General features: G+C 40.3%; 15 protein-coding genes. 6 read left to right on the top strand and 9 right to left on the bottom strand.

The window, feature by feature from the left end:
• Positions 1–5: 5 nt before the first annotated feature.
• Entirely contained in the window at positions 6–620 is a 615-nt protein-coding gene (bioD, locus tag HMPREF9331_RS02615) for a dethiobiotin synthase (protein ID WP_016419607.1), read from the bottom strand.
• 176 nt (positions 621–796) lie between these two features.
• Between bioD and HMPREF9331_RS02610 the strand changes: the two genes are divergently transcribed.
• Both HMPREF9331_RS02610 and uvrC read left to right on the top strand, forming a co-directional pair.
• Positions 797–1,453, top strand: a complete 657-nt coding sequence (locus HMPREF9331_RS02610) for an alpha/beta fold hydrolase (RefSeq protein ID WP_016419606.1) — start codon at positions 797–799, stop codon at positions 1,451–1,453.
• Positions 1,454–1,505: 52 nt separating this feature from the next.
• Positions 1,506–3,332 carry an excinuclease ABC subunit UvrC gene (gene uvrC, locus HMPREF9331_RS02605; RefSeq protein ID WP_016419605.1) on the top strand — a complete coding sequence of 609 codons (1,827 nt, stop codon included), beginning with the start codon at positions 1,506–1,508 and terminating at the stop codon, positions 3,330–3,332.
• A 36-nt stretch (positions 3,333–3,368) separates the two neighbouring features.
• Here the strand turns inward: uvrC and HMPREF9331_RS02600 are convergent, their stop codons facing one another.
• The 4 genes from HMPREF9331_RS02600 to lpdA form a co-directional block, all read right to left on the bottom strand.
• Complete coding sequence (locus HMPREF9331_RS02600; RefSeq protein ID WP_016419604.1) at positions 3,369–4,130, bottom strand: type III pantothenate kinase; 762 nt, start codon at positions 4,128–4,130, stop codon at positions 3,369–3,371.
• A 15-nt stretch (positions 4,131–4,145) separates the two neighbouring features.
• On the bottom strand, positions 4,146–4,598 hold the full coding sequence (locus HMPREF9331_RS02595) for a 6-pyruvoyl trahydropterin synthase family protein (RefSeq protein ID WP_016419603.1): 453 nt from the start codon (positions 4,596–4,598) through the stop codon (positions 4,146–4,148).
• A 3-nt stretch (positions 4,599–4,601) separates the two neighbouring features.
• Positions 4,602–5,480, bottom strand: a complete 879-nt coding sequence (gene folD, locus HMPREF9331_RS02590) for a bifunctional methylenetetrahydrofolate dehydrogenase/methenyltetrahydrofolate cyclohydrolase FolD (RefSeq protein WP_016419602.1) — start codon at positions 5,478–5,480, stop codon at positions 4,602–4,604.
• A 103-nt stretch (positions 5,481–5,583) separates the two neighbouring features.
• Positions 5,584–6,981, bottom strand: a complete 1,398-nt coding sequence (gene lpdA, locus HMPREF9331_RS02585) for a dihydrolipoyl dehydrogenase (protein WP_016419601.1) — start codon at positions 6,979–6,981, stop codon at positions 5,584–5,586.
• 203 nt (positions 6,982–7,184) lie between these two features.
• Here lpdA and HMPREF9331_RS02580 point away from each other — a divergent pair, with 203 nt between their 5' ends.
• Positions 7,185–8,342, top strand: a complete 1,158-nt coding sequence (locus HMPREF9331_RS02580) for a glycosyltransferase family 4 protein (RefSeq protein ID WP_016419600.1) — start codon at positions 7,185–7,187, stop codon at positions 8,340–8,342.
• A gap of 48 nt (positions 8,343–8,390) precedes the next feature.
• Here HMPREF9331_RS02580 and HMPREF9331_RS02575 read toward each other — a convergent pair whose 3' ends face one another.
• Genes HMPREF9331_RS02575 through HMPREF9331_RS02565 form a run of 3 tightly spaced genes read right to left on the bottom strand, consistent with a single transcriptional unit; the run spans position 8,391 to position 11,522 of the window.
• Positions 8,391–9,347 carry a D-2-hydroxyacid dehydrogenase gene (locus HMPREF9331_RS02575; protein ID WP_016419599.1) on the bottom strand — a complete coding sequence of 319 codons (957 nt, stop codon included), beginning with the start codon at positions 9,345–9,347 and terminating at the stop codon, positions 8,391–8,393.
• 10 nt (positions 9,348–9,357) lie between these two features.
• On the bottom strand, positions 9,358–10,422 hold the full coding sequence (gene serC / locus HMPREF9331_RS02570; protein WP_016419598.1) for a 3-phosphoserine/phosphohydroxythreonine transaminase: 1,065 nt from the start codon (positions 10,420–10,422) through the stop codon (positions 9,358–9,360).
• Between the two features lie 59 nt (positions 10,423–10,481).
• Positions 10,482–11,522: an acyl-CoA reductase gene (locus HMPREF9331_RS02565; RefSeq protein ID WP_016419597.1), complete on the bottom strand. Its 1,041-nt coding sequence runs from the start codon at positions 11,520–11,522 to the stop codon at positions 10,482–10,484.
• A 176-nt stretch (positions 11,523–11,698) separates the two neighbouring features.
• Between HMPREF9331_RS02565 and HMPREF9331_RS02560 the strand changes: the two genes are divergently transcribed.
• From HMPREF9331_RS02560 to HMPREF9331_RS02550, 3 genes are all read left to right on the top strand, one after another.
• Complete coding sequence (locus HMPREF9331_RS02560; RefSeq protein ID WP_040356876.1) at positions 11,699–12,031, top strand: PadR family transcriptional regulator; 333 nt, start codon at positions 11,699–11,701, stop codon at positions 12,029–12,031.
• Positions 12,032–12,033: 2 nt separating this feature from the next.
• The gene (locus HMPREF9331_RS02555; RefSeq protein ID WP_016419595.1) at positions 12,034–13,797 is read left to right on the top strand and encodes a PspC domain-containing protein; all 1,764 of its coding nucleotides are present in this window, start codon (positions 12,034–12,036) and stop codon (positions 13,795–13,797) included.
• A 356-nt stretch (positions 13,798–14,153) separates the two neighbouring features.
• Positions 14,154–14,645, top strand: coding sequence for an SMI1/KNR4 family protein (locus tag HMPREF9331_RS02550; protein ID WP_016419594.1), 492 nt, complete (start codon positions 14,154–14,156; stop codon positions 14,643–14,645).
• A 506-nt stretch (positions 14,646–15,151) separates the two neighbouring features.
• Here the strand turns inward: HMPREF9331_RS02550 and HMPREF9331_RS02545 are convergent.
• The gene (locus HMPREF9331_RS02545) at positions 15,152–15,478 is read right to left on the bottom strand and encodes a hypothetical protein (protein ID WP_016419592.1); all 327 of its coding nucleotides are present in this window, start codon (positions 15,476–15,478) and stop codon (positions 15,152–15,154) included.
• Positions 15,479–15,635 lie beyond the last annotated feature (157 nt).

Below are 15,635 nucleotides of genomic sequence, written 5' to 3'. Positions count from 1 at the left end.
ACTTGTCATTCGTCACTCGTCATTATCTTCGTATATTTCTTTATTACTTCCTTATCAAAGAAAGGTTCTTCCTCTATACGGCCTAAGATAGGTATTTTAGAGTAGGCTGCAATCCAGGATTCGGTAGCAGGGTTTTCTGCTCCGCTAAAGATAATCCCATAGATAGAGAGTCCTCGGTGTTGTAAGGCCTCTATGGAAAGCATCGTATGATTGATACTGCCTAAGTAGTGGCGTGAGACTAAGATCACCCTATCGGTAGGAAGGATCAGATCCATCATGATATCATGGTCATTGAGGGGTACAAAAAGCCCTCCTGCGGCCTCTATTACCAAGGGACGATCGGTTACAGGACGTATAATCTTGTCCTTTTCTATAGTAACGCCCTCCATTTGTGCTGACAGATGTGGACTGGCAGGGTAATCAAAAGCATAGCTAGAAGGGAAAAAACGAGTTCTCGAATTAGAAATTAATGATTGTACCTTCATGGTATCCGAAGCATGCTTATCTCCCGATTGTATGGGTTTCCAATAATCAGCCTCAAGTGCCTCCACTACTATAGCCGAGGTGATGGTTTTGCCTACTTCGGTAGAGATACCAGTAATAAAATAGGTGTGATTCATGGTCGTTTTTTGAGTCATTTTTTCCGCCACAAAATTACAAAAAATATCTTTCTGATACCATCAAATTATTTGAAAAAAATTAATGTTACGATGTAACTATCGGTAAAGTAACATTGATAAATAATTTTTTGGTATGTAAAAAATAATTTATACCTTTGTCCTAATAAAAGACAATCATGACCGAAAAATGTTATTTACTTAGTGGCTTAGGTGCCGATGGAACTGTATTCCAATATCTTGACTTTAAGGGTGTAGAGGTAGAATATATGGAGTGGTTGTCTCCTTTGCCTAAGGAAACACTCCCTGCCTATGCCAAAAGAATGACACAGAAAATAACGACCCCTTATCCTATTTTGGTAGGATTGTCATTCGGAGGAATGGTGGCTATGGAAATAGCCAAACAAATTCCAGTTAAGAAAGTCATACTGATTTCTTCTGCTAAAGAGCGAAAGGAACTCCCTTGGTTCTATCGCTTTTCAGCAAAGCTGAAACTACAGAAAATTCTTCCTTATACACTTATCAAGCGTACCAATGGGTTTACTTATTGGCTTTTTGGGGCTACTTCAGCTCATGAAAAAGCGCTTTTGAAAGAGATATTTAGAAAAACACCTACGACTTTTCTCAAATGGGCAATAAATGCGATTCTAACATGGAAGAATACAGAAATTTATACGCACATACTCCACATTCATGGTGACAAAGATCGCATTCTCCCATATAAAAATGTAAAAGATACTTTTTGTATAACAGGAGGTGGCCACTCTATGATAGTCAATAAAGCCCATGAAATAACCCCTTTGATCAATAAATTTTTAAATAATGCAAATGATTAAAGACAAAGACTAACCATCGGTCATTAATCATTAGTCATTAATCATTAATAAAATGCTTTCTCTTCAATTACAAACCCTCCCTGATAGCCCTGGGGTATATCAATTCTTTGATAGCTCTGATACAATTATCTATGTAGGTAAGGCGAAAAACCTTAAAAAAAGGGTCTCTTCTTACTTCAACAAGGAGCATGACTCTCCTAAAACACGGGTATTGGTCAGCAAGATTGTTCGTATAGAACATATAGTAGTAGCTACCGAAAACGATGCTTTGCTACTGGAGAATAACCTGATAAAGAAGTACCAACCGCGTTATAATATCCTACTAAAGGACGGAAAGAGTTATCCGTGGATCTGTATCTCCAACGAGCGCTTTCCTCGGGTGTTCTTTACCCGAAAGGTAGAAAAGGACGGAAGTACTTACTTTGGGCCTTATACTAATATTAAGGTGGTACGTACGCTCTTAGACCTTATCAAGGATCTCTACCCCTTGCGCAACTGTAGGTTAGACCTTTCTCAGGAGAATATAGACAAAGGAAAGTACAAGGTGTGCCTCGAATACCATATTAAAAACTGTAAAGGGCCTTGTGAGGGCTTGCAGACTGAGGAGGAATATAATCATAATATACAGCAAATCAAAGAGATACTCAAAGGAAACCTAAAGGAGGTCATCGCTTATTTCAAAAAAGAGATGAGCGAACATGCGACTGCTTTGCGTTTTGAGGAGGCACAAGAGATCAAGCTCAAGTTGGAGAGCTTAGAGAACTATCAGGCTAAATCTACCATTGTAAGCGCTAAAATCCATAATGTAGATGTGTTTTCTATTGTTTCAGACGAGGAATATGCGTATATCAACTTCCTACAGGTGGCTCATGGGGCGATTGTAAGGGGACATACCTTGGAAGTGAAGAAAAAATTGGAGGAAACCGACCAAGAACTACTCGAATTGGGTATAGTGGAACTCAGGGAACGCTTCAAATCCAATTCTAAAGAGCTGATTGTGCCTTTCCCACTGAGTATGGAGTTTTCCGAGCAACTTACAGTGCCCAAAGCAGGGGAGAAGTTCCAGCTTCTGCAACTCTCCGAGCGCAATGCACAGGCATATCGCCAAGAGAAATTCAAACAGGTAAAAATTACAGATCCTGAACGACATACCAACCGCCTACTGACTCAAATGCAGCGTGATTTGCATCTTTCAGAGCCTCCTGCTCATATTGAGTGTTTTGATAACTCTAATATTCAGGGTACCAATCCTGTGGCGGCTTGTGTGGTGTTCAAAAATGCCAAGCCTAGCAAAAAGGATTACCGCCATTTCAATATAAAAACAGTGGAAGGTCCCAATGACTTTGCCTCTATGGAGGAGGTGGTTTATCGTCGTTATCGACGTCTTTTGGACGAAGAGGAACCGCTACCTCAACTCATTATCATAGATGGAGGAAAAGGCCAATTAGGAGCTGCCCTCAAGTCTTTGGAACTCCTAGGATTACGTGGAAAAATAGCTATAGTGGGTATAGCCAAGCGTTTGGAGGAAATCTTCTATCCTGGGGACTCTATTCCTTTGTATTTGGATAAGAAGTCGGAAACGCTCAAGGTGATCCAGCACCTACGCAATGAGGCACACCGTTTCGGAATTACTTTTCATAGGCAGAAGCGCAGCGCTAGTGCCATTCATTCGGAGTTGGAGCAAATCTCTGGCGTTGGTAAGCAAACCCAAGAGACCCTACTCAAGCAATTCAAATCGGTAAAGCGCCTCAAGGAGGCTTCCAAAGAGGAAATCATCGCCGCTATAGGCCTGTCAAGAGCCCAAAAGGTTTGGGATTATTTCCATTCTACTATAGGGGCAAACGACAATTTGCCCCCAGAGAGCAATTCGTCCCAATAGCCCCCCTCCTTCGCAGAGGGGTTAGGGAGAGAAATGTTATTTCCTGTGTAGATCATACAACAAAGCTAATCCTTTGATGGTATGATACTTATCGTCTACTTGGATCTTCTTTGTGAGCTTGCTGAACACATGTCCTACCCCTCCGGTAGAGATGACCAAGAAGTCGCTCTGGTAGGTCTGCTTGATACGTTCTATAAGTCCCTCAACCATAGCGGTATAGCCATAGATGATTCCACTCTGCATACAGGTCTCGGTATCCATGCCCAAGACAGATTTGGGTTCATTAAGTTCTACATAAGGGAGTTGAGCAGTATTGTTGACCAACGATTGTAGAGAGGTTACCACCCCTGGAGCTATGATAACCCCTAGCATTTCTCCCGTTTCTGACACCCCTGTAAGAGTCAGGGCGGTACCAAAGTCTATAATGATCTTCTTTTGCCCTGGGTAGAGATAATGTGCCGCTACTGCATTAGCATATAGGTCAGTACCCATTTGATTCGAATGATGGGTGACCTCACTGGGGGTATCACGATTGACAATAAAGGGTTTTATAGAGAAAGTCTTTTGGAGCATCTTCGCGATGACTTGTGTCTGTTGGGGTACGACTGAACCAACCACAATCTTGCTGATTTTTCTAAAAGCATTTTTATACTGTTCCTTATAGGTTTGGAAACTCATATAGAACTCTCCAGCGGTACGATAGGGCTTAGTGGCAATTGTCCAGGACAGGTGTACCTCTTGGCCTTCTACCACTGCAAAACGAATATTAGAATTACCTATATTAACGGCTAATAACATAATTAGTTTAGTAAGTTAAAGATTATCAGAGGCATACCACTCAGCATAGGAGCTTTCAGTTTCCTGTAAGCGGAGGCTATATAGGGAGATATGTGCGGGTAGGTGTTTCTGTAGGCGGTGTGCAAAATCTACAATAAGCATCTCACTGGTAGGCTGGTAGGGGAGTAGTACTACTTTGTGTCCCTCCGCTTGGAGCTTCTCAGCCAAGGCCTTGTGAGGACTATTTCCATTGAAGAAAATGGTGTGATCGGCTTCTTTGACTATGTATTCATTGACAATTTCTTTGATGTCTCCAAAGTCTATCACCATGCCATTTTTCACATGTGAGGCATCTTCTATAGGACTTCCGATAACGGTTACCCATAGCTTATAACTATGCCCATGTATATTCTTGCACTTGCCATCATACCCATAGAGGGCATGCCCTGCTTCAAATTCAAACTTCTTTGTAATACGGATTTTCGTCATGCTTTATCCTATTTTATGAGTTCTCTTATAGGCATTTAGAGTGTTTTTCATCAGCATCGCAATGGTCATAGGCCCCACACCTCCTGGTACAGGGGTGATATAGCTGGCTTTCTGTTTTACTTGTTCAAAATCTATATCACCTACGATACGGAATCCTTTCTTAGCCGAAGCATCAGCAACGCGGGTAATACCTACATCTATAATTACAGCGCCTTCCTTAACCATTTCTGCCTTTAGGAAGTTGGGAATCCCCAAAGCAGCGATAATAATATCGGCTTCTTGGGTGAGTTTTGAGAGGTTTTGGGTACGGCTATGAGTAAGGGTAACTGTCGCATTCCATGGCTTTTGGGAAAGGAGGATACTAATGGGACGCCCTACGATATCTGAACGACCAATGACCACTACATGTTTTCCATCAGTGGGGATTTTGTATTGAGTGAGCAGTTCCAAAATACCATAAGGAGTAGCAGGGATAAAGGCATCTAAGCCTAAAGCCATACGTCCAAAGTTGGTGGGGTGGAAGCCATCAGCATCTTTGTCTGGATTTACAGCCAATAGCACTTCTTGCTCGTTGATATGCTTAGGCAGAGGCAGTTGTACGATAAAGCCATCTATGGACTTGTCTTTGTTGAGTTTTTCTATTTCTTCCAGCAGCGCCTCTTGCGATATATCTTCAGGCAGATTTACCACTGAGGAGGCAAAGCCTACACGCTCACAGGCGGTAACTTTGTTATTGACATAGGTCATACTTGCTCCATTATTACCTACCAGAATAGCCACTAAGTGCGGGGGTCTATGACCTTTGGCTACGATCTGGCGAACCTCTTCAGCTATAGCCTCTTGCACTAAAGCAGCTGTCTTTTTTCCATCTAATAATTCCATCTCTTTAATTTTAATTGTTAATCACTCTTCACATAAAAGAGTAGGAGCGAATAGAATAGTGTTCGCTCCTACCATTATGAATAAATTTTAAACCATAAAAATATTAAATATCAATAGCCTCTCCATAAGCAGCTGCTACAGCTTCTTTTACCCCTTCGCTCATAGTTGGGTGAGGGTGTACTGCTTTGAGGATTTCATGAGCTGTAGTTTCCAATTTACGAGCAACTACTGCTTCAGCGATCATATCGGTAACACCAGCACCGATCATGTGGCAACCAAGCCATTCGCCATATTTAGCATCAAAGATGACTTTGATAAATCCATCAGTAGTTCCTGCTGCATTGGCCTTACCAGAGGCAGTGAATGGGAACTTACCTACTTTGATTTCATAACCTTTTTCTTTAGCTTGTTTTTCTGTAAGCCCAACAGAGGCAATCTCTGGAGTACAGTAAGTACATCCTGGGATATTGCCATAGTTGATAGGTTCTACATGCAAGCCTTTGATTTTCTCTACGCAGAGGATTCCTTCTGCAGAAGCTACGTGTGCCAAAGCCTGTCCAGGTACCACGTCTCCGATAGCATAATAGCCAGGTACATTGGTTTGGTAGAACTCATTTACTTGGATTTTATCACGTTCGGTCTTGATACCTACCGCTTCCAAACCTATGTTTTCTATGTTAGTCTTGATACCTACGGCAGAGAGCAAGATATCTGCTTCAAGCACTTCTTCTCCTTTGGCTGTTTTCACATAGGCTTTCACTCCTTTGCCAGAGGTATCTACCTTAGTTACTTCAGAAGAAGTCATAACATTGATACCAAGCTTCTTGAAGCTCTTTTCAAGTTGTTTAGAGATTTCCTCATCCTCTACAGGCACTATGTTTGGCATGAACTCAACTACAGTAACTTCAGTACCCATAGAGTGGTAGAAGTAAGCAAACTCAATTCCTATAGCACCACTACCTACAATAATCATTTTCTTAGGCTGTTCAGCAAGAGTGAGGGCTTGGCGATAGCCAATGATTTTCTTACCATCTTGTGGAAGGGCTGGCAATTCGCGTGAGCGTGCACCAGTGGCGATAATGATGTGGTCAGCACTGTATTCAGTTACTTTACCATCTTTATCTTTCACTTCTACTTTTTTACCTGGTTTTAGGGTACCATAGCCGTTGATTACATCTATTTTATTCTTTTTCATAAGGAATTGTACCCCTTTGCTCATGGTACCAGCTACATCGCGGCTACGCTTTACTATAGCAGAAAAATCCTTATCAAATCCTTTGTCACTCACTTTTATTCCGTAGCTTTCAGCATGCTTTAGGTATTCAAACACCTGAGCAGACTTCAGCAGGGCTTTGGTAGGGATACAACCCCAGTTAAGGCACACACCTCCGAGGTTTTCTTTCTCAATAACAGCAGTTTTGAAGCCCAATTGTGAGGCTCTAATAGCGGTTACGTATCCTCCAGGACCGCTACCTAACACTATAACATCGTATTTATTCATTGTAAAATATTTTATGTTCTGAAAAACGGCACGAAATTACGAATTTTATTTTTGATAGAGAAAAATTTTTTGCTAAAAATTTTTCCTCTATATTTTAATTGTCTGATATTCATGTGTTTAGCTAAATAAAATATTTTTCTAAAAAAATTTTTAAATTTCTAAGTTATTTTTTATCTTTGCAGGTGAAAAACTAATTATGGGTTATGCAACATTTATATAGTAGTCTTTCGTTGGAGTTATTAGCTATATTCATTGTGCTACAGTCTTTTGTAGTTTCCTACTTAGTAATACCGCGAATTATAGCAATTGTCAGGATTAAAAACTTAATGGATAATCCTAACCAACGAAGCTCTCATAAGGAGAAAACGCCTACTATGGGAGGAGTGGCTTTCTTTGCAAGTCTGCTCAGTAGTTTGTATTTTTTGCAAGGGCATGACACTCAGGGATTAAGTCTCTCATTAGTTATTGGCCTACTGATCCTTTTTTACATAGGTATAAAAGATGACTTGGTGGGAGTAACTCCTAAAACTAAGATTATAGGGCAGATACTCGCTTTTGTATTTGTCATGGATAGCAGTGAATTGTCTATTGATACATTCAACGGCTTTTTGGGAATTTATGATCTGCCGCTTTGGTTTTCTTACTCTTTAGGAGTATTCATAATCATTTCTATTGTCAATGCTTATAACCTCATTGATGGAATTAATGGTTCTGCCTCCATGGTGGGAATCATGATTTTTAGTATATTTTCCTTTATATTTTACCAAACGAAGGATTATTACTTTGTATTACTTTCTCTGAGTGTTATAGGTTGCTTATTAGCTTTCCTTAGATATAATATTTCAAAGAAAATGGGGATCTTCATGGGCGATACGGGCTCTTTATTGATAGGTTTCATCATAGGGGTATGTGCGCTTCGTTTCTTAAATCTTCCTGTGGAGCGCCTTGAAGCAGCTAATATCAAGTATTACAATAAGTTTGTACTTATATTTATCATCCTCTTCATCCCTTTTGTGGATACTATGCGCGTATTTCTCATACGTGTTCTCAAGCATAGAAGTCCTTTCTTTGCTGATAGGAATCATATTCACCACATTATGATTGATTATATGGGACTCTCTCATATACAAGCAAGTTTGCTTTTGGCCTTGTTTAATCTCTTGGCTTTTGTCTTTTTCTATGTGGCAAACCTTTATATATCTACGATTTCGCTATTTGTAATATTTGTGTTATTTGTTATTGCTACAACGCTCCTTGTCTTTTACTACAATCGTAGCTTCGCAGTACGTAGAAACAAACAGAGAATACAGAGAATACTGGATCAAACACCTATTGGTAGAAAGAAAAAACGCAAACACTAAAACAAAAAAGTAGGGACGAATTTCTATTCGTCCCTATATTTTTACTTATCACTTTTCACTCATCATTTTTATTATCTGTTCCGCCAGTTCATCACCTACCCGCTCTTGTGCCTCAAGAGTGGCGGCTCCTATATGTGGGGAGAGGGATACTCGCGGGTGCATAAGAATACGGATAGAGGGGGTAGGCTCTCCCTCAAATACATCTAAGCCCGCAAAGGCGACCTTCTCATGTTCCAAAGCATGTAGTAGAGCTTCTTCGTCTATTACGCCTCCACGCGCTACATTGACGATGCCTACACCATCTTTCATCTGTTGAAACTCTTTCTCTCCTATGACAGCTTCCTTCTGTGCAGGAATGTGTAAGGTGATAAAATCGGCTTCTTCAAGAACTTCTTTCTTACTAATAGTCTTGATCACAAAGTCAAGACTATGCCCGTCAAAGAAGGAAAGTGTAATGGTGGCTTCTTGTTGCTCAGGATCATAAGCGATGACCTTCATACCTAGCCCTAAGGCGATGGTAGCTACCGCCCTCCCTATACGTCCCAATCCTATGATACCTAGGGTCTTTCCCCTGAGTTCATGCCCATTGGCATAGTCTTTTTTAAGTTCATTGAAGCGGGTGTCTCCCTCCAGAGGCATGTTGCGGTTGGCATCATAGAGAAAACGAACTCCTGAAAAGAGATGGGCAAAAGTAAGCTCTGCTACCGAATGGGAGGAGGCATTGGGGGTATTGATAACCTTAATGCCTTTCTCTTGGGCATAGACGACATCTATATTGTCCATGCCTACCCCTCCACGACCGATGAGCTTTAGGGCTGGACAAGCATCTATAAGGTCTCTCTTGGCTTGGGTGGCTGAGCGTACCAATAGAATGTCTATCTGCTCTTCATTGATGAAAGGTGCTAATTGGTTTTGAGCAACCTTGGTGGTGAGTACTTCAAAACCTGCTCCTTCAAGGGTTTTTATAGCTTTTTCGCTAAGGCCATCGTTAGCTAATATCTTCATAAATAGGTATTTACACTGTTTTTTCAAAATGTTGCATCACCTCTATAAGCAATTGTACACTTTCTATAGGGAGTGCATTATAGATAGAGGCACGATACCCTCCTACACTTCTATGACCCTTGATGCCGCTAATACCAGCTTCTGTCCATAGAGCATTGAAGCGATCACTAAGGGATTCATCTACCAAATTAAAGACAACATTCATGCGCGAACGGTCTTTTACATCGGCATAGCCTTTGAATAGGGGATTACGATCAACTTCTTCATAGAGCAGGCGTGCTTTTTCCTTATTCTTAACTTCTATAGCTGCAACACCGCCTTGCTTTTTAAGCCATTCCATGGTAAGCAGACAGGTGTATACAGCAAAGGTAGGAGGTGTATTGGTCATACTCTCGTTCTTGATATGTACCTGATAGTCCAGGTGGGTAGGAATCTTATGGCTTACCTTGCCTAATATATCCTCACATACGATAATCAAGGTAGTACCTACGGCGCCTATGTTTTTCTGAGCCCCTGCATAGATAAGGCCAAAGTCATCAAAAGGCATTTCCTTAGAAAAAATATCTGAACTCATATCGGCTACCAAGGGAACTGATACCTTGGGGTACTCAAAGTACTCCGTACCATAGATGGTGTTGTTGGTCGTAATATGTAGGTAATCGGCATCCTTGGGAAGGACATATTCTTTAGGTATATTGCGATAGCCGTTTTCTCTAGAAGAGGCTATTACTTCTGTAGCACCTACAAACTGAGCTTCCACTTCTGCCTTATGTGCCCAAGTACCGGTGTCTATATAAGCCCCCTTGCGTTCCAATAGGTTCAGAGCGGAGGCATAGAAGTGCAAACTAGCACCGCCTTGTAGGAATAAGGCTTGGTAGCCCTTACCTGTAAGACCTGCCAGTTCCAACGCCAAAGCTCTGGCTCGCTCCATGATAGCAACAAACTCTTTGCTGCGGTGGGACATCTCCAAGATGGAAAGTCCTGTGCCTTCCAACTCTATAACCGCTTGGGAGGCTTTCTCAAATACCTCTGTAGGGAGAATAGAGGGTCCTGCACTAAAATTATGTTTTTTCATATCTTTTTTCTATATATAGGTAGGCGGCAAAATTAGAACTAAAAAATATGCCAACCAAATTAATTAATACTATTTAAGAAAGCCATAGTATCTACGCCATCGGCATAATCGGCAAGTGACGGCACTTGGCTCTGTCCGAATCCGACGGCCTGGGGAATAGCTGCTCCCCCTACTATACACTGGATCTGTTCTTTATCCGTTTCCAAACGTTGTAAGAGACTGGGTATATTTTTATATCGCTCATAGAAAAGTGTGGCGATAGGGGAGGCGTATTTCTCATCTTCTTTTAGGAGTAGAAACCCGTTTTCTAAGAGTTGGAACAGACTCATAAGGTATACCGCCTTGTTATAATCGTAGTTATTGACGTACTTCTGATGGTCTAAAAGTGTATGATAAGGATAGATGGCCTCAAAAAAAGCAACAAAATCATAGTCTTCAGGGACAAATAGCTTAGAAATACTTCTACAGCCCAATCCAAAATACCTAAAGATGTCTTCTCCTAATAGGAACAACTCCTCTGGAGTCTCTTCTCCTGTAAGCACCGCTACCGAATTGCGATTGCGACGAATGATATGTCGCTTTTGCCCAAAGTAATACTCAAAATAGCGGGCGGTATTATTACTTCCTGTGGCAATCACAGCGTCGAAATCATGGAGTTTCTCTTCAGTAAATTGTACCTTTCCCTGAAATTCAGGAGCTATTTCCTCAAGTTTCTTAACTAAAAAGGGGAGTAATACTTTGTCATTAGAGGAGAGTTTCACCAAGGCTTTATGCCCTGAGAGCAATGCGCAGAGTAGGTCATGAAAGCCTACCATAGGAATATTCCCAGCCAAGACAAGAGCTACTTGTTTGGGTGTTTTTTCTGCTATAGTATAAGGGGAAAGCCACGTCCGTAAGCCATCTTCTTTCAAAAGACCTGCCCAGTGTTTCAGTGCAAAAAGGCAGTTCTCCCTGTCAAACCATGCGTTCTGCTGCTCCGCTTTTTCAACAGCGGCTTCCACTTCGGCATATATAGGAGCTTCCTTCCCATAGAGGAAATAGTCCCTAAGCATAGCACCTAAGGCAGCTATCCCTTGTATTCTCTGTTCTAAAGTCTGCATCAAAATCATTTTTTCAAACCACAAATATACGAATTATAATTGTTAATTGTTAGTTGTCAATTGTTAATTTTAATCGTTAACAATTAACCATTAATAATTAACAATTAAAAAAAAGCTACTTTGTTTTGCATAGTACTGAAATTATTTGTAATTTTGCAGGGTCAAATCAGATGTTTATGGAAACAATTAATTTAGAGAAGATCAAAACCCAGATGCGAAAAGGGGTCTTGGAGATGTGTATTCTTTCTATCATCCATAAGAAGAAGGAAGCCTACGCATCGGACATCATGGAAGCGCTTAAGGAGGCGGATATGATCGTGGTAGAGGGAACGCTCTACCCGCTGATGACCCGACTGAAAAATGCTTCCTTACTTAACTATTCTTGGCGTGAGTCTACCGAAGGGCCGCCGAGAAAGTATTACACCCTTACCGACAAGGGCAACACCTTCCTTAACGAAGCCCTTGCCTCTTGGAATGAATTACAAACCACAATAAACCAACTTATTTAATCATGGACAAAACACATAACATCAGTTTAGGAGGCTTTTCTTTTATCATAGAAAATGGTGCCGCTTCCCAGCTCTCTGCCTACCTTACCAAGGTGCGCCAATACTTAGGTCAATCTGCTGATACGGACGAAATACTCACCGATGTAGAACAGCGCATGGCCGAACTCCTCAGAGCACGTATGCAAAATACCGAAGTAGTTACTTCTTCTGATATAGATTACTTAATACAAGTAATGGGTAAGCCTGAACAATATGTACAGGACGATGAAGAACTTACTTTTGAAAAATCTGCTCCAGTACTCCCACTAAGAAGCAGAAAACTCTATCGTGATATAAACAAAGGGAGTATAGGCGGAGTACTCTCTGGCCTAAGCTACTATTTCCAGATAGATGTAACCCTCCTTAGAATCATCTATATGCTGCCGATCCTCTTGAATATCGGAATTTTGTCCTTCACTTTCAACGGGTCTGCCATGTCGCTCTCTACCTTCTCTATACTCCTTTATGTAGTGCTTTGGCTGGTGATTCCGCCTGCAAAAACAACTGCTGAAAAATTGGAAATGAAGGGGTTAGAGGTGAATATTGATACGATTTCCTCTCACAAAGACGAAGAAGAAGCCCCCAAAAAACGTCAGTGGCTTAGAAGCACTTCCGATAAGTGGCTGATGGGGGTCTTGGGCGGATTGGCTAAGTACTTTTCTATCTCATCTATTTGGCTGAGAATAGGGGTTATCTGCTGTATGATAGCGGCTCTTATCTCTACTCATGGGCGTGCGCTACTTTTTGTGCTCCTTTATGGGTTCTTGGCTTATGGTCTTAAAAAGGATAACGAGTCTGATAGCGGGCAGGATAAGCAGCAAGAGAGTAGTCCCATGCCATTGGCGGACAATACCGCGCCACAAAGACACTCTCGCTCTATTTTGGGGCAGTTTTTCCATATCATGTTCAAGGGGGCAAGCTATTTCTTAGTGATGATATTCATCTTTATCGTCTTTATCTTGCTTTTGGTGGTGCTCTCTGCCCTCTTAGGAATAGGAATTTTCAGTGGGGCTTCCTTGGTACTCTTGCATGATTATTTAGATTTTGTCCTAACCAAAAGCTGGCAACAGGTGTTGTTTTACCTCTCTACTACTCTTTTGATAGTGCTTTTTATCTCTATCTTTACGCTTTTGATAATGAAGGTGTTTTCTGCCAAGGGTTACCAAACACCTCGCTGGTGGTTTGCAGGAAATATCCTGATTACCTTGGTGAGCTTCTTGGGGGTATTTGCCTTGGTAACGAGTGCTTCAAGGAGTTTTATATCTTACAATACAGTAGAAGAAAAGCATCCTATTGCCTTGACTTCCGATACACTTTTTGTTCGTGAAAAAACAATAACCCCCTTCTCTTATAGCCTCTTAGTTGATAGCAAAGGAGTAGGGCGAAGTGGGAATGTACACTTCTTAGGCTTAGGCACAACCCAACAGCAAGCGCCTTATTTGCTAATAAAAACGACTTCTCAAGGAGGAGACACCGATGAGGCCATAGAGAATGCCCAAAAGATAGAATACCCCATAGAGATGGTAGGGGATACGCTAAACCTCCCCGATGGTTTCCTCCTAAAGAAAGGCAACCCTTATCGTATGCAAAGGGTATATCTCAAGCTCTTCCTTCCCCAAGGGAAAATGGCCAAATTTACCCAATTCCCTACCATGAAGCGAGGTAATCTATATCCTCGTGGCATCTATAAGGCTGTCAATGATAGCATTGTAGAAGTGAAAAAATAAATACAATTTGCTAACTTTCTAATAAACAATTTATTGCGTCTCTACCCAGACCTTAGCTAAGATAAATCCTCACCTAGCATAGTCCTCCGTAGAGACGCAATTTATTGCGTCTTAACTAATTAGATATAATTTATTGTTTATCAACTAATTAAGAAAGCGATTTTTAACCTATTGATTTACATTAGCAACTAACTCAAAATTCAAAACTTAAAGCTCAAAACTCAGAAAAAAAGTAGTATCTTTGCCCTTGTAACCATTTAACCTGTTTGTCTCCCCTCTGCTGGCGCGAGCTTGCAGCTCGTGCCTACTATAATAAGGGCTTATAGCTCATTCTTAAAGGGCTAAATCCTAAAATTATGAATTTAGTAGAATTATTACAAAGTAAAGGGATTTCTATAGAAAGGAGCGCTTATCCGATTCTATTGGAAGATATAGAAGAAGAAATCCCTTATTCATTCCTTGATAAGGAGGATTTTATAGATTTTTACTTGTTAAGCAATGGAGGGTATTTTAATAAAGCTCCTTATCTATGCTATAATGAACGAGGAGTCAAGAAAACAATAGAGGTTAGAGGATTCTATAACATACCCAAGATAGGAAGCGAATCCAGTATGAGTATAACAAGGGCACTTTCAAGAAGAGAGGGATATTCACAAGATTTTGATGAGTTTATTGATTTTCATTTTCCTTTTGCTTTTAATGATGGGGATAATGATTTTTGGATAGATATTCAAAGTGGGGAGGTGAAGTATATAGATTATGAGGATTTTGGATATGATCCCGACAAAGCTATTATAGTTGCATCTTCATTTAAGGAATTTATTACAAATTTGGAAAGCAGAGAATAATGTTATTAGGATAAAGGGCTATGACAAACTGAAAGTATTAAGTAAAGCGATTGACGGTTGTGATAGTTTCTTTATAGTCAAACAGAAGTGGTTTGCGAAAAATTAGCATGTGCAGGTGTAGGGGCAAAGTCCGCGAGAGCGGAGTATGTGAGCAATTCGCCCTTGAAAAAGAGCAAATTAAAAATTGGTCTCCTCCGCTGGCGCAAGTTTGCAGCTTGTGCCTATCATAGGAAGAGCTTATAGCTCCCATAAAGAGCCGAAGGCTCTACTGAGTAGTAGGTACAAACTGTAAGAAACACACCAACAAGGGAAATTCTGTAGGCGATTTCTGTTATACCGAACTCATGTCATTTAGAACACTTTATAGGCTTTAAAAACGCTTATCTCTATAGTGGGTAAAGGGAAATAAGGTTTTAACCATTTGTATTTTACTGATAGTTAAGTTGTTGGGATTTTGACAACACATCTGATACATTACCCAACATATAGGTTTTATTATCCATTACCTAATCTTCTTCTCCTATACATATTAATTGTAAATCTTTATCTAAAGCTTTTTTAGCACTAATATATAAAGAATCCAAAAAATAATTATTTTTTAGGCTATCATTTTTTTGTATCTTCTCTATCTCTTCTATCAGTTCTTCAATTTCCTTTTTATACAAATTGACATCTTCACTATAATCTTCTAATTCTCTAATTATGGGAAAGAGTAATTTTAACTCCTTCAATGTTCTAAATAAATTGATATGTTCTGTTTTATTAAAAATATATAATTCTATAAAATCAGATAATTTATCAATATCATTCCCAATAAATATCCTATAGCTCATTATTCTTCATTTAGTTTTGCAAAACTTCAGGTAATAGTTCCCCACTAGCACAAATGTGTCGCTTTTGCCCTCTATCAATTAGGTTTAAAAAACGTTTATCTCTATGGTAGTAAAGGAAATAGGGTTTGTTTTCTTTGTATTTTATTGATTGTAAATC

It is taken from the genome of Capnocytophaga granulosa ATCC 51502 (assembly GCF_000411115.1).
In the GTDB taxonomy this organism is placed as follows: Bacteria; Bacteroidota; Bacteroidia; order Flavobacteriales; family Flavobacteriaceae; genus Capnocytophaga; species Capnocytophaga granulosa.
This window is presented reverse-complemented; position numbering and strand designations above follow the sequence as displayed.

Excerpts from the sequence above, each read along its gene's own strand:
- HMPREF9331_RS02580 (WP_016419600.1), top strand. The coding sequence starts at position 7,185 with ATGCAACATTTATATAGTAGTCTTTCGTTGGAGTTATTAGCTATATTC.
- serC (WP_016419598.1), bottom strand. The coding sequence starts at position 10,422 with ATGAAAAAACATAATTTTAGTGCAGGACCCTCTATTCTCCCTACAGAG.
- HMPREF9331_RS02565 (WP_016419597.1), bottom strand. The coding sequence starts at position 11,522 with ATGCAGACTTTAGAACAGAGAATACAAGGGATAGCTGCCTTAGGTGCT.
- HMPREF9331_RS02555 (WP_016419595.1), top strand. The coding sequence starts at position 12,034 with ATGGACAAAACACATAACATCAGTTTAGGAGGCTTTTCTTTTATCATA.
- HMPREF9331_RS02575 (WP_016419599.1), bottom strand. The coding sequence starts at position 9,347 with ATGAAGATATTAGCTAACGATGGCCTTAGCGAAAAAGCTATAAAAACC.
- uvrC (WP_016419605.1), top strand. The coding sequence starts at position 1,506 with ATGCTTTCTCTTCAATTACAAACCCTCCCTGATAGCCCTGGGGTATAT.
- HMPREF9331_RS02600 (WP_016419604.1), bottom strand. The coding sequence starts at position 4,130 with ATGTTATTAGCCGTTAATATAGGTAATTCTAATATTCGTTTTGCAGTG.
- folD (WP_016419602.1), bottom strand. The coding sequence starts at position 5,480 with ATGGAATTATTAGATGGAAAAAAGACAGCTGCTTTAGTGCAAGAGGCT.
- lpdA (WP_016419601.1), bottom strand. The coding sequence starts at position 6,981 with ATGAATAAATACGATGTTATAGTGTTAGGTAGCGGTCCTGGAGGATAC.
- HMPREF9331_RS02550 (WP_016419594.1), top strand. The coding sequence starts at position 14,154 with ATGAATTTAGTAGAATTATTACAAAGTAAAGGGATTTCTATAGAAAGG.
- HMPREF9331_RS02610 (WP_016419606.1), top strand. The coding sequence starts at position 797 with ATGACCGAAAAATGTTATTTACTTAGTGGCTTAGGTGCCGATGGAACT.
- HMPREF9331_RS02595 (WP_016419603.1), bottom strand. The coding sequence starts at position 4,598 with ATGACGAAAATCCGTATTACAAAGAAGTTTGAATTTGAAGCAGGGCAT.
- bioD (WP_016419607.1), bottom strand. The coding sequence starts at position 620 with ATGAATCACACCTATTTTATTACTGGTATCTCTACCGAAGTAGGCAAA.
- HMPREF9331_RS02560 (WP_040356876.1), top strand. The coding sequence starts at position 11,699 with ATGGAAACAATTAATTTAGAGAAGATCAAAACCCAGATGCGAAAAGGG.
- HMPREF9331_RS02545 (WP_016419592.1), bottom strand. The coding sequence starts at position 15,478 with ATGAGCTATAGGATATTTATTGGGAATGATATTGATAAATTATCTGAT.